A 14,202-nucleotide genomic window follows, 5' to 3' on the forward strand; every position below is an offset into this window, starting at 1 on the left:
TTATTGCTTCAATCTTTCCCAATAAGGTTTGAGTTGAGTTTGGAGGTAACTCATCACTTCGAAAAAAGTAAGTTGAGTTGATACCATAAGTTTCTTCATAAACGCATTCCATCTGATGTTCAATTCGGGGTTCTCTGCAAATTCAGAACTGAAGGCAACGTGATTCCCCTGATAATCGGTTTGGCGATTCTTGAATGTAGCCTTTATTGCTTCATCTAATATTTCAGTGTCGCATTTTCCACCTTGCAAGATTGTATAAAGATCATAGAAATCTTTCATGCGGCTATTTACCTCAGCTCTTGAAATCATAGTCTGAAATTTCTCAGCCACTACTGTTTCCAAAGAATAAGCCATGATGTTGGTATCGGGAAAGCCGTCAAGTAAGTTTGGATAATCCAATTCTAAAGGTCGAGGAGTTATCACATCGCCGAATCCTATATCCATAGAAATGTCTTGGCGAATCGTATCAATAGAAGCGGTCAATGTCAGCCTTACACCTGGATATTTCTTTTCCACCGCAATGTCGTCAGTACGCAATGTGTCAACGTAGAATATCACACCATCTTGTTCGTAAGAGATAGCGCAAATCTCCGCAAATACTTTTCTGACATTTTCCTTGTCACTATCAATTTGATGCCCCATAAAGTCAATATCCAATGTAGGTCTTGCCAAGAGTTGCTCGTGAGCATAAAGCAGTGTGCCGCCCTTCAAGAAGAAATGGTCGTGAAAACGGCTTATTGATAGACGATATAACAGACGTTCTTGGAGGTATCGGGTAACGAGCATCTGATAGCGTTGTCCTTCGCTCCGTGAGATATTCAGCAATTTAGCTTTCACAGAGCGACCATAATTGTGTATTTCTCTTATAGCCATGCTTCAAGATAGTGGCTAAGTGTATTGCGGACTCTGAGCTTAGAGGAGTAATCCATCAATCGAGATATATTATTCTTAGGTAGTTTTATATAAGTTTGAAGGATTTCCGCCATCACATCAATGCCTACTTTATTACGATACTTTACTGCATCACAAACCGAACGTTCCAAATCGAAAATTGGCACATTGTATCCTTGTATCTCTTTTTGGGTAACACCGATAGATAGTAATTTGTCAGATTGATATATCAGTTGGAACTCGGGATAATCGGGCAGAACAACCTTCCGACTACGTTCAATGGCTACATAGTAAGCATTAGGTATCTGAGTAGTGAGATTGTAAGCCGACCATGCAGACCAAAGACAGAGGATGCCATTGGGAATTATCAAGCGAATATCCACCATCGTATCTGCCAATGCATCCATATGGGCATACACACCATTTTTCAGTCGCATAGCCTCCCCTTTGCGAACAGAAGCCTGCAATTGCTGTTCCTGCCAGTTGCTCAAACCTTGCGTGGAAACAAAACCATTTTTTTTCAGTTGGTCTTCTATGCTCATATTGTCCTTATTATTACTCCTTGCAAATATACTGCAAATATTCAAATATGCAGTATGTTTTAAAGGTAAAAAGCGAAAAATCCTTTATTCTATATGTCGGTATACAATCAACACGGTTAAACTTAAAGTACCCAATACAGTACGCAGAGACAAATCGGCAAAGAAATTGTCAAGGCTGACTAAGTGCATATTTATCATGAATTCAAAAGCTGAAGAAAAGATTTCAGGGTTATCGGTTTCACTCATCTCCTCTTCTTGAAATTGGTATAAAACACAGAGGCTGAATCAAAATCTTTATTTCAATTTTGATTCAGCCTCAATTATCGTATATACATTCTTCTATTATTCCGTCACCAACGGGCGTTTGCGCCAATCATCCTTCACATAGCTATCCGGATAAACGGTTTTATCAATAATCTCACCGCCTTTCAGATGTATCCACGAGGTAAAGGTACGTTCTCCTTCTTTCAGCACAATCACGCGGGCACCGTTAGAGAGATGGTTGTATTCCGTATTCCCACCCGTGAAACGACCGTAAGCCAGCACGACACCTTTCCACATGACTGAATAATCATTATCATGGTCGTGTCCGACAAAAGTTCCCATCACATCACCGGCTTCTTTCATTGCGGCAAACATGCCGGTATTGATGGCAGGGGCACAGGCTTTCTCCATCCGCGTACCATAAAGGATTGCGGTTTCATCGGAAGCGGCCTGGTTATATTCGGGCAGGGGAATATGGAAGAATGCCAAAGCAGGCAAAGGCTTCCCATTATTCTTTGCGGTGAAAGCTGCACTTTGCTGGCGATACCAGTTCACCTGGTCAAAAGTAAGCCAGTCGTAGCCCTTCACATCCGGCAGTTTGGAGTAAGAGTGAGAATCGAGGCAATAGAGTACGGACGCATCTTTCTTGCCATCCGAAGACTTCACTGTAAGAACATAGTCGGGAGACTCTACTGCTCCACGGTCGGGCTGGATATTATAAGGCATCGCGCGAATGATGTCGTACAATTCAGCACGCGTCTTTCCCTGCTCATTATCGTGGTTGCCGAAAGTCACCACAAACGGAATCTTACGGGAAGAGGCACAGGCAAGCACCGTGCGCATCGCCGTATCTGCCGGTGCGGCATAAACCACATCTCCCGTAAATACGACTAAATCGGGACGTTCGGCATCAAGCACTTCGTTGATGCGCTTCAAAGCAATGGCCGATGCCGGGTTGTGATACTGGAAGTGAATGTCAGTGAACTGAACGATCTTGAATTCTCCGTTCTTGTTAAACTTTAAAGGGGCAACCTGTGCCTGGCAGAACAGAACCGTAAGAAAAGCCAGACAAAGGGTTAAAGAAATTCTCTTCATGTTCATGATTAGTTTTAGGTAGTTATTCAGGTTGAAATCAGTTATTATGGTAATCTTTTTATTCTTTAGTAATCAGCACTGTCGCATAGGCTGATATGCCCTCTTCACGACCTGTAAAGCCAAGTTTTTCTGTCGTGGTGGCTTTAATGGAGATATCATCCTCATCCACTCCCATCACTTCGGAGAGCGTCTGCTGAATGGCGGGAATGTGAGGTTTCAGTTTAGGGCGTTCCGCACAGATGGTTGCATCGATGTTTCCCACGGCGTAACCTTTCGTTGCTATCAGTTCCACCGTTTTCTTTAATAATATCTTGCTGTCGATGTTCTTGAATTCTCCTGCGGTATCGGGAAAGTGATAGCCGATATCGCGCATATTGGCAGCTCCCAACAGGGCATCACAGATGGCATGTATCAGCACGTCGGCATCCGAATGTCCGAGTAATCCCTTTTCATGTTCCAGGCGGATACCGCCCAACCAAAGTTCGCGCCCCTCCACCAACTGATGGACGTCAAAGCCAAAACCCACACGTATTTTCATATCGCTTTTCTTGTTTTAAATTGGATGAATGCACGAAAGTACGGAAAAAAAGCGAGGTAACAAGAGAAGATATTTATTTTGGTGGAAGAATAGACAAGTTATTTTTTAAGCGTTACTAAACGTTACCAACAAGAAAATTTTCGTATATTTGAGAAATCATACAATCCACTAATACCCACAGACATGAAAAAGCTATTTCTCGCCGCAGTTATCTGCACAAGCCTCAGCGCATTCGGCCAGACCGCCAACGACCGGGTAGCAAGCTACATGAATCAGGAGAACTGGTTTGAACTGCAACGGGAATTCGCCGTTAACAAAGACTCTCTGAATCCTTTCCTGTGCGATTTTGGACAAGTATTGCTATATAACTTCTTCAACCGTCCCGAAGCAGCCTGCGAAGCCATCGGCAACTTACTGGCCGAACAACAGGAGAATATGGGATTTGAAAATACAGCTTCTATGGTTTACTTCCTTGCCGAAAACCTAAGCAAGCTGGGGGCAAACGACCAGGCCGCCGAAACACTGAAACGTTTCTGTGACCAACTGACAGGGCAAGTGGACAGTGCTTTCCTGACAGTATACCGGAGAAAAGAAAAAGAATATCGTGTTTTGTCCGGCTATGCCTTATACCAATGGGAAAAACCGGATATGGATTTAGTACTGCCTATCCGCATAGACAGCATAGGCAAAAGCGGTTCGGGAGCCACCGCCATAACTTTGGAAGGAACTGTGAATGGAAAAGAACAGAACTTCACATTAGATACGGGCGCAGGTGTCAATGTAGTCACCCCCGAAGTAGCCAAAGCCTGCGGAATGAAGATACTGGATGTGGAAATCACAGCAAGCGGAGTACGTACCGGAAGCGGACAATTCGCCATTGCCGAAGAGATAAAGATAGGCTCTCTCGTGATGCGAAACGTACCTTTCTATGTGCTGGATATGAAAACCGGGGATAAAAAGGCGGACCGCTACATGAAACATCTGGAAGCCATCATCGGGCTGCCTATCCTCAATCGACTTCAAGAAATAAAACTCGATTTCCGCACCAACCGGCTGACAATTCCCAAAGACCTGACTCCCGCACCGGGATTTGCCCCGAACATCTGCTTTACGGGAAAAGGCATCCTTGACCTTGAAGTAGTATATGACCATGAATTACTACGGATGAACTTCGACAGCGGTTCCGGTCTCAGCCAGTTGAATTACGACTACTTTGAACAGCATAAAGACCGCATCGAACGGATAGCCGAGAGAGATTCAATGGGACTTGGCGGCTTCGGCGGCACAGCACGGGTCTGCATTTACAAACTGCCGGGCGCATGCTTCCAGATAGGCGAATATATGGGATGTACAGATAGCCTCAGCGTAGTGGCGACACCTGAACAAAATGGGGTTCACTTCGCCGGAGATGGAACTATAGGAATGGATATATTCCGAAGTTTCAGTACGGTTACAATGAACATGAAGGATATGTTCGTGAAGACAACGCCACGGACACAGGGAGTCAATGCCACGATTTACGACCCTAAAAAGCTGCATCTGAATATACCGGAAAAGGATTTGAAAATAACAGACGTACTATTAGGAATAACCGGTTTTTATCTGGACTGGTGGAACTCACGCCGCTAAAAATCATCTTCTGCGACGCCCGAACAAATCCTTAATCCCGTCAAGGTCGAAACCTAACGTAAAGCGAAGTGTCTGGTCGAGCGGATTGCTCTGTGCCGTAGACACCAGATAAGCGGCATCCAGCGAGAACACGCTCATCTTGAATCCTGCACCGAACGAGAAGTACTTGCGGTTTCCTTTATTCTCATGTTCCCAGTGATAGCCGCCACGAACGGAGAACTGTTCATGATAGGTATATTCCAATCCCAACGACCACTGTATCTCCTGCAATTCTTCCTTGAAACCACCGGGAGCGTCACTGAAAGATTTAAAGATACCTTTAATAGGCGAAATATCATTGTAGTCACGATCCAGACGCTCTTCATACTCCTCCTGCGACTCCTCTTCTCCACGGATGGGACGGGTGGGAACCATGTATTTATTAGCATCAAAACTGACTCCAATCGTATTGTAATCATCTATCGGAAACAGCAAAGAAGCTCCCAAACGCAGGTTGGTAGGCAGGAACTGACTGGTATTGCCGCTATCGTATGAAATCTTTGTTCCTATATTGGAGGCGTTCAACCCGAAAGAAAGCATACACTCGCGTTGCGCGAGAATGATATAATTAGTATAATAGAACGCAATATCAGCAGCAAATGCAGAACCGGCGGAGACGTCTTCATCCTCTCTATATGCCAGGTCAGAATAGATGTAGCGCAATGCAACAGCCGCAGAGAAATGTTCGGACAGCATACGGGAGTAAGCTACGTCCACCGCCATTTCATAGGGTTTAATAGTATAGCCCGGAGAATTCTCGCCCTGGTTGACCGGTACTTCTCCCAAAGAGAAATAACGCAATGAGCCGCTGACAGCCTGATAATCTCCGATACGATAATAACCGGCTACGTATGCCAAGTCAATATCATTCACCAGTTTACGCAACCAGGGAGTATATGAGACAGCTACTCCGGCACGGCTGATCGTAAACGGGTACTTTGCCGGGTTCCAATACTGGGAATTTACGTCCGGATCAGTTGCCGCACCGACATCTCCCATACCGCCACCACGGGAATCGGGGGCAATACCTAAAGAATTAACACCGGTATTGACAGGGTTAAACTGGTTCTTGTCTTGTGCCGAAAGACTTACGGACAAGAGAATTATGATTGATAGTAAGATTAATTTCTTCATATAGATATGTTCTCTTATTTATTTTATATTATCGGTATCTGTCATCTAAGGGAGCGTAACCGAAGGATCTCATCTTTTTGCATGCATAGGGAGGAGATTCTTCGACTACGCTCAGAATGACAGATAGTATAGTTTATCATGCTGATGTACTTAGCATTGCTTTAAGTACTTTCGGTCTGCAATACTAATAAAACTGTAAACAGCCTCATTTATTGTGACAGGATAATGATTTTCTGCGCTTTCGTACTTTCACGGCTGCCATCGGAGACAATGGAAGCACGGTACAAATATACACCGGGTGCCAGACGTTGTCCGCCATTGCTGCATAAATCCCATTCTACGTAATAAGTCTGTCCGTCGGATATGCCCTGTTCAAGGTGTGTCCACAATTCCCGACCGGAAAAATCATAAACCGACATACGCACAGCAAGCGTAGAACCGGGACGATTGTGCGAGAGAACAAACGTTGTGCTCTCCCTTGCAGGACTCTGCGTACAAATCACGGAGAAAAGATTGGGCCGCAATCCGCGAACCACTTCAAAATCCAGCGTCTTTGTTGAAGAGTTATTCAGCAAATCCCAGGCACGGAATGAAAGGGTATGCTTTCCTTCAGTAAGGTCGGGCACAGAGAAGTACACCGCCCCGCGGGTATAATCTCCAGCTGTGGGGGTATAGTAATCATTCAGGTTATAAGTCAGCACAGCACTACCGTCAATACAGAGCGAAAGGTCGTGCCCGATACCGTTGCCCACCGTATTGATGCCGTCAGCATCTTCCAATTCCGCCACAAACAGAGGCGTATGATTAGTTTGTCCTCCGGAGTGGAAATCCGGAGTATTCAGATAAATAGTCATCTTGGGTCCTAAAGTATCCGAAGAAATCTCATCGGCCGTGCCTCCTACCAGGAAGCGGTCGAAATATCCCCCCGCTTCATTAGTCTGGTTTGCGCTCAGTGCATAAAGGCTCAACAAACCTTCTTCATCCGAATAATTGATGTCCAGCGGTACGGGGAAAGTAAATTCAAACCGGCCTTGGCGAACAGAGTCACTGCCGGAGAAAAGAGTTTTACTGCGCTCCGTATAAGTGTAAGCTCCTTCGCCACGGTTGTCGAGAGTGGTAACCTGTTCTTTACTGTCGAGCACGGTAGGATGCACCGTACCGGTAAAATCCTCTGCCGGATTACCTTCAGGAGTCAGGATATGTCCTTTGACGGTAATCTTGCTGCCGGCTTTCACCTGCGGATAGACAGCGCCTTCTTCTGATACATTCACTCCTGCGAATTCATCTATTTGTACCTGATAATCGGGATATGCCAATGTCAGGGCAGGGTCGCCGATAAGGGCAAAGTTCAGCTTATTCTTGTCGTTTGCCAAGGCCTCGTCACATTTAGACAGGCGCATGATGTCTCCCAACCGAAGGCGCTTCCCCTCTGGACGGGAAAAAATATGGCGAAGAAAGGCCTGGTTCAGAGAGGAGTTTTGCGAAGCATATACCACACGGGAGGTAGTGAGCAAGGCAATGGCACCACCTTTGGGATTCAGAAAAGCCTGTTCGCCCGCCGAAGTCTGTATATCGTCAAAACGGGTGAAGTCACAGGTTGCCGTTATCCACAGAGGAAGGCGCGGAGACGACATTTTAGTGATGTCGTTGACAGTTAATAAGTTCTCCGCCGCCCAGGCAGAGGTGCTTCCATGCCCCGTGTAGTTGACTACCAACATTCCTTTGTCGAACATTTGCAAAAGACGTTTCGTTGCATCAGGATACGTTTCTCCCGTGGCGGAAGCCTCACGGCGGAAGGCATCGGCATAAATCCGGTTGACAAGCAAGGAAGGATAATTCCGTTCAGTATAACTTGCGAGTATCTCGGATTGGGATATGTGCAGATTCTTATCTCCGTCATCCGATACATAGCAAACAGTATGCTTCCAGGGCCCTGCATGTTTATTTTCCATATAAGCGATAGTCTTATCGACAGCCGCTTTCGCCTCGGCAGCCGTGCGGACAGGGAAACGTCCGATGCCGATATCCAGCATGGCAGCCGTCAGGTTATCACCTTCTTCATCATCCAAAAAGCCGAAATAATCATCAGTCACGTATGAACCGGTTTCTTCAATAGAGTTCTCCGACTGATAGGAGAGCAGATAATGGTCTGGGCGGTAGTTCTTCCAAGAGGATGTCAGCATACGGTTGTCATAGCTGCAATCTCCAAAGAACAACAGATACTTAGGACGTTCGGCAGCCGTCGGAAAACGGTCGTAGAGCATCTTCATCAGGCGGCGGTAGGCTGTCCCATCCGGTGTTCCGGAAGAAAATTCATTGTAGATTTGCGGGGCAGGAATGACGACAACCGACAATCCGTCCTTTTCACGATGCGCCTGCGCCAGTCTCTCCGCCTGTGTCATCAGGTCAGTCCGGTCGGGGGAAATGATAATCATATCGGTAGCTTCCAGAGAATGCAGATTCTGGTTGGCAATGCCGCCAACGGATTCTACAGTTTCAAACCCCGTCGCTTCGGGAGTGACAGCCACAAACTCACGCAGTTTTCCCGCAGGGATGGTGAATGTATAGGCGGCATCCGCAAAATGTCCTTCTATCCTACTGATATTCGCAGGGTCGGTCACATCCCAGATAACGGTGGAAGCGGTAGCACCGGAAAGTACGAATGTGGTTTCCTTGTCGATAGAAGCCAGAGAACGGAAAGTAAGATAAGGGGCGTTCAGCCTAAGTTCGCGGGTATAGTTCAAGGCTATATAATCAAGACGGCCCGATGTTCCTGACGGGCGGCTATGGGTAACGGTTACTACGGCAGTTCCCGAATTAGTTCCCTGCCAAGAGGTATTTATAGTGGCGGAAGTGGCTCTCGTATAATACTGGTTATCGGATGAGATAGATGCTAACGGGGCATTGCCTTGCATCACCCCATCCACCGAAACCGAATAAGAGGTAGCCACTTCGATGGAACGGGCGGTAAATGTGGTAGTCAGCCAACCAGCCCCTCCGGGGACAATACCCGGTAAATTCAAGGTATAGTTCTTCGTATTTCCGGCAACATAGTCGTAGTCTTCGTAAAGTTCCCGGCCGGTATTGGCCCAGCTGAATGCATCTTTCTCATAAAGGGCGTATGAGTTGAATGTAGTCAACCGGTTGGCAGCAGTGCCTTGCAAAGAGGCTGTCACTTCGGGTTCCATTTCCGGAATATCATCCCGGTCGGTCAGGAAATAATATCCCTCGTCGGAGTAGAAGTTACGCTCGCGGACAAAATAAGTGTTTTGGGTATCGGGCTTCCAGGAAACAGTGCCACGGGCATAAAACAGCACACCGTCCGACAAACGCAGCAAGGGAACTTCGGGCAAATCGGCCGCCGGATGTTCACTGAAACGTTGGGACAGCAAATAACCGCCATACCCGAACACCCGGACTTTCTCCGGTCTTGAAAAACCCATCTTCCGTAACTCAGCATCCGTAATCTTAAAGACTCCGGTGGTCCGGACACGTATTTTTGTCCAACGGCCGGAAGAAAGAAGTGAATTCGTACAGTCTTTCAGAGAAGTATAATTACTCAGAGAAGCGTACCCCTCCAAAGAAGTTTCAACTGAAGGGATTGCTGTGTTTCGGGTGAGTGTCCCCTCTCCCATTCCCTCTTTCTTTGGAAAAGGTTTCACCGATAACTTAAAGGAGTTCAGCCGTTGATAACTACCCTCACGATAGACCACAGGAACTAAATTTACGGAGAGAAAGCCACGGTGTGCGGAGACTTTGATGAACGAAGTAACCTGCGGAGATACCGGCAGACCTTCCCTAAAAGCTATATCTTCATCCGGAAGCCGGCGCAAACTATCCAACCGCACCTCCAAAGCGGCAGCCTCACTCTTACTTAACTTCTGGTATTCCGGAAACTCTATTTCTACCTGATAGGTGAAAGAACGAAAATCATCCTTCAGCGGAAGTTCGCGCGTCACTACGGGAAGCGTTTGTGCAGACGGCAATTCCTGCCAGTTCAGCGTAACAAATTCTTGCGCCGAAACCGGTAGAAAGAGAGCGATAAAGCAACAAAGCAACCAGCAACGTTTGATAGACATATACTAATAAATTGACTCAACGAATATAAAAGTCGAGCAACTTATCTTCTCCGAGGTATCCTTGTAAATGCTGTCCTATCTGTACCTGACCTACGCCCGCGGGAGTCCCCGTAAACAACAGGTCGCCTATTTTCAGCGTCATGAAGCGGCTGACGTATGCTATAATCTCGTCCACCTTGAAAAGCATGTCCGAGGTATTTCCGTGCTGCACTTCCTGTCCGTCTATGTCCAGACGGAAATCAAGTTGCTGCACATCGCCTCCTGCCTGTTCCAAAGGAACAAAGGTACCGATAGCCGCCGAATTGTCGAACCCTTTGCAGAGTTCCCAGGGATTGCCCGCCTCGCGGAACTTGCGTTGCAAATCGCGCGCTGTAAAGTCGATGCCTACTGTCACCGCATCATAATAACGGCTTGCAAACCGCGGTGCAATATTCTTTCCCAAACGGCAGATGCGTACCACCACTTCTGTTTCATAATGAACCTCATCCGAGAAATCGGGAATAAAGAAAGGCTTTCCGTCTTTCAATATCGCCGAGTCGGGCTTCATGAAGATAACCGGCTCTTTATTTACTAACGTATGCCCCAGCTCTTTATTGTGCAGTGCATAGTTCATTCCAACAGCAATAATCTTCATTATTTGATTTCGTTAAAATTCAGACGGTTGAACATCACCGCCAAATGAGCATATAGAGAAGTATTCTGAACAACGATATTTTCCGGCACACGGATGCGGAACGGGGTAAAGTTCCACACAGCCTTGATGCCTCCCGTTATCATTGTGTCCGTAATCTGCTGGGCTATCTCGATGGGAACAGTCAGCACACCGATATTCACATCATATTCGCGCATCTTCCGTTCAAAGTCGTCAGAGTGGAAAATGGGAATACCATTCAGTGTAGTGCCCACCAATTCGGGATTGACATCAAACGCCGCCACAATCTCCAGTCCGAAATGCTTCAAACCGGAGTCACGCAACAGAGCGCCCCCCAAGCTACCCACTCCGAAAAGGAATGCCTTATGCATATCGGTAAATCCCAGAAAGTCTTCCAGCACGGCAATCAGCGTATCGACTTCATAGCCTACACGCGTACGCCCGGAAATATTCACGTATGACAGGTCTTTAGCTATCTGAGAAGCATCTATATTGATTTCTTTGGATATTTGTGTAGAAGAGACAAACCGTTCGCCCCGTTGTTTGAGCAACTTGACATTCGACAAGTACCACGGCAACCTGCGCAAAGTAGGCTCCGGCACTTTCATGCTATCCTTATATTGAATTGCCTGGTTCGTGGTCATTTTCTTCATTTCTTTAGGTTACGGATTGACAAAAATACGCTTTTTTCCGAAAATGAACAGTCATACAGAAGAAAGTTAACATAATTTCTACAAAAGTGTTATTCACCTGCAATCAGAGATAAGGGCAGACTGATGGAAACTCCTGCCGAATGGTATTTCAGGCAATCGAAACCGGCAAACACACCTATCCGCGCCCTATCAGAAAGCCCGACCGAATATCCCAGTTCCGTGTAAGGCCGTTGCCCGTATATCACGATAGAGCGGAGATGCAAGGCTTCATCAAAAGGTTTTCTTGACAGAAAAGGAAGGTGCTTCAGAAGCAGGTACGGGGTGTACCAGGAGACGTTTGCCTGCGCCCAACGGGTATTGGTGGATAAAGCATAATTATCCAGCAAACTGAATCCGCTATCGAAAGAACGTTCCGTAACCCAAATACAGGTGGAGGCGAAATGTTTGAAGTCGGGGAATTGCAGATTCTCCACCCCCCAGAATGTACCGGCATTTACCGACCAGCGCAGACGATTGAACATGCCGAACCCGATATTTTGTTTAGCCGAGAATTGCATCAGATGGTAAGAAGTCAGATAGCGGCTTCCATCCACCGGAAATGCCCGGTCGTATTTCAAAGCGAAAGTCGGATAACGGGAAGCTTCATATATTTTCTTGCCTCTGGACATATGGTAGTAATGTGCCGGGGTATATTCCAATTCAAAAGAAGCTTTCAGAATATCATTCTCCGGCATGGGACGGAATTTGCTGTTTTCGGGAATGTTCGGTTCGGCATCCCTCTTAAACCAACTATGCCTGATGTGATTATCCAGCATCTTCCTGCGTTGCCAGGAGAGTGAGGATGAAAAGAGCAAGCCGTTGAAAGGTTCTATCGCATGGTCCACAGTAAAGAAAGTATTTTCATAAAGTTTCAGATGGTTGTGCCCGAACAATGAGCTGGACATCGCATTTATCATACGCGACTCTCCGCTTTCCGAATTATAATCGGCAGAGAGGATTCCGCCTGAAAGGGATAAATAACCTCTGTTACGGGGAGCGTACTCCAAAGTCAATTCTCCTTGCCCTACCCAATTCTTCCGTGCAGTGGTATAGTAAAAGGAGGGAACGAAACGGAGGGTAGACGATTCAGACAGCTTCACCCCGGTCTTCAACTTGGCTCCCAACCAGAAACCATCCACAAAGTTATATTCAGGAATATAAGAGGAAAGACCGGGTAAAGTTAGCCAGGCATTCTTATTGGAAGTCCTGAAAGTTTTTCCCCACATCATCGTATTCAGCACTTGCCCGACAGCTGTTTTCTTATCGGACTTATCCTGGGGTGACGATTCTTTCAAAGCAATCTTTTCTTCCTTATACTGATAGCTTTGCACCTCCTCCAACCGCAACGGTACACTGCGGATAGCCGTCCAATAAAGGGAATCCCTCTTGTCGGCAAGCGAATCGACCTGGGTATCCTTACGCCCGATTCGTGCCGGACGCTCATATTTATGTTTCTTGGGTTGCGCCACTGTGCCTGCCGTTACGGTCTTCACGGTCTTATCCGTACTTGTTTCCGGTGAAAGCTCTGTCTTCACCTCTTTATAGTGTATCGCCGCCAGGTAAGATGCTTCCGCCTTGAACCCCATAATATCTATGTCAGAAGATGTATTGATGGAAACGGGCAGAAAGACAGAAGGCTGTATCTCCTTGCAGGTAATCTTAATCTTTGCTTTCAATCCGGTATCACGTACATTGACATCGGCAGCCGATAGGCACCACAGGTCTTCTACAATAAACAAGTCTCCTTCCAGCAAACGGTTGTCGTCTTTTCTTGGAATCACACGTATCTTATTAATCATCTGCCCTTCTTCCACGAAGCAACCGTCAAGCCGGAAGCGGTAGTACGAAAAAGCGTTTTTATTTAAAGGAGAGACTTTGCCGAAAAGCTCGGGTGTATAAAGATTAACTGTGGTGATGCCCATATCCACCTGTATTTCTTCGGGAAACGAATTCCTATTGGCTAATACTTTATTATTCCAGATATTGGGAGCAGTAAAATTCACAATCTGTTGTTGCTCCAAAACAAACAGTTTTCCAAGCCACTCCTTCGCGCCTTTCCGCACTTCTTTGGACAACTTCAGGACAGCGGGAATGGAGGTGCCCTTACCCGTTCCTTTCAAATACGTGCCGGCAGTATAACTTTTTATCTGCGTACGATAATAAGGAGCACGCGCTATCGCTCTACGCATCACGGCATAGGCGGGGTCTTCATTCCCTTTGGTGATACTTACTTCCGGCAGGCTGTAAGTGCGCTCGGCAAGTACTATATCTTTCTCATAGTCGCGATTGGGCATTTGGAAAGCAAAGGTCTGGGATACGAATCCTAAAGAAGATACCTCACAGGTATATTGCCCGGCAGGCAATCGGGTCTGAAAGCGCCCATGTTCATCAGTGGTCAACCCCGATTTAGTCTCTCTCAGATAGAGGGCGGCATACGGAACCGGATTCCCGCTATTGTCCGTAACAGTACCCTTGAAAGATTGTGCAAAAGATAGTATAGTGGCAAAAAGCAATAAAAATAACCCGGCAAATCTTTTCATGTTTCGTGCATTTGAAGTTAATTAGCATTTTCTATTAGACGACAAAAGTCACAAAAGATTGCAAAGTTCCATGCAAAATATTACTTTTGATTCTCAAAACAGAACGA

The 14,202-nt window shown here is 46.4% G+C and carries 10 protein-coding genes; 1 reads left to right on the plus strand and 9 read right to left on the minus strand.

The features are described from left to right. From BUC01_RS09935 to ispF, 4 genes are all read right to left on the minus strand, one after another. Positions 1–873: a nucleotidyl transferase AbiEii/AbiGii toxin family protein gene (locus tag BUC01_RS09935; RefSeq protein WP_073313588.1), complete on the minus strand. Its 873-nt coding sequence runs from the start codon at positions 871–873 to the stop codon at positions 1–3. After that, complete coding sequence (locus BUC01_RS09940) at positions 864–1,433, minus strand: type IV toxin-antitoxin system AbiEi family antitoxin domain-containing protein (protein ID WP_073313591.1); 570 nt, start codon at positions 1,431–1,433, stop codon at positions 864–866. Before BUC01_RS09940 ends, BUC01_RS09935 begins: the two co-directional genes overlap by 10 nt. Before the next feature lie 342 nt (positions 1,434–1,775). Next, positions 1,776–2,792, minus strand: a complete 1,017-nt coding sequence (locus BUC01_RS09945) for a metallophosphoesterase family protein (protein ID WP_073313656.1) — start codon at positions 2,790–2,792, stop codon at positions 1,776–1,778. A 58-nt stretch (positions 2,793–2,850) separates the two neighbouring features. Then, positions 2,851–3,330: a 2-C-methyl-D-erythritol 2,4-cyclodiphosphate synthase gene (gene ispF / locus BUC01_RS09950; protein ID WP_025833410.1), complete on the minus strand. Its 480-nt coding sequence runs from the start codon at positions 3,328–3,330 to the stop codon at positions 2,851–2,853. Positions 3,331–3,513: 183 nt separating this feature from the next. Between ispF and BUC01_RS09955 the strand changes: the two genes are divergently transcribed. Next, the gene (locus BUC01_RS09955) at positions 3,514–4,959 is read left to right on the plus strand and encodes a retropepsin-like aspartic protease (RefSeq protein WP_025833408.1); all 1,446 of its coding nucleotides are present in this window, start codon (positions 3,514–3,516) and stop codon (positions 4,957–4,959) included. A 3-nt stretch (positions 4,960–4,962) separates the two neighbouring features. Here the strand turns inward: BUC01_RS09955 and porV are convergent, their stop codons facing one another. The 5 genes from porV to BUC01_RS09980 all read right to left on the minus strand — a co-directional run bounded on the left by porV (position 4,963) and on the right by BUC01_RS09980 (position 14,095). Further along, positions 4,963–6,132: a type IX secretion system outer membrane channel protein PorV gene (gene porV, locus BUC01_RS09960; protein WP_025833407.1), complete on the minus strand. Its 1,170-nt coding sequence runs from the start codon at positions 6,130–6,132 to the stop codon at positions 4,963–4,965. Between the two features lie 209 nt (positions 6,133–6,341). Further along, on the minus strand, positions 6,342–10,211 hold the full coding sequence (gene porU, locus BUC01_RS09965; RefSeq protein WP_073313594.1) for a type IX secretion system sortase PorU: 3,870 nt from the start codon (positions 10,209–10,211) through the stop codon (positions 6,342–6,344). A 16-nt stretch (positions 10,212–10,227) separates the two neighbouring features. Beyond that, positions 10,228–10,845 carry a fumarylacetoacetate hydrolase family protein gene (locus BUC01_RS09970; protein ID WP_025835291.1) on the minus strand — a complete coding sequence of 206 codons (618 nt, stop codon included), beginning with the start codon at positions 10,843–10,845 and terminating at the stop codon, positions 10,228–10,230. Beyond that, entirely contained in the window at positions 10,845–11,507 is a 663-nt protein-coding gene (locus BUC01_RS09975; protein ID WP_025835289.1) for a redox-sensing transcriptional repressor Rex, read from the minus strand. Before BUC01_RS09975 ends, BUC01_RS09970 begins: the two co-directional genes overlap by 1 nt. Positions 11,508–11,605: 98 nt before the next feature. Further along, on the minus strand, positions 11,606–14,095 hold the full coding sequence (locus BUC01_RS09980) for a DUF5686 and carboxypeptidase regulatory-like domain-containing protein (protein WP_073313597.1): 2,490 nt from the start codon (positions 14,093–14,095) through the stop codon (positions 11,606–11,608). Between the last annotated feature and the right edge of the window lie 107 nt (positions 14,096–14,202).

The sequence above is a fragment of the Bacteroides stercorirosoris genome (assembly GCF_900142015.1).
Classification (GTDB): domain Bacteria; phylum Bacteroidota; class Bacteroidia; order Bacteroidales; family Bacteroidaceae; genus Bacteroides; species Bacteroides stercorirosoris.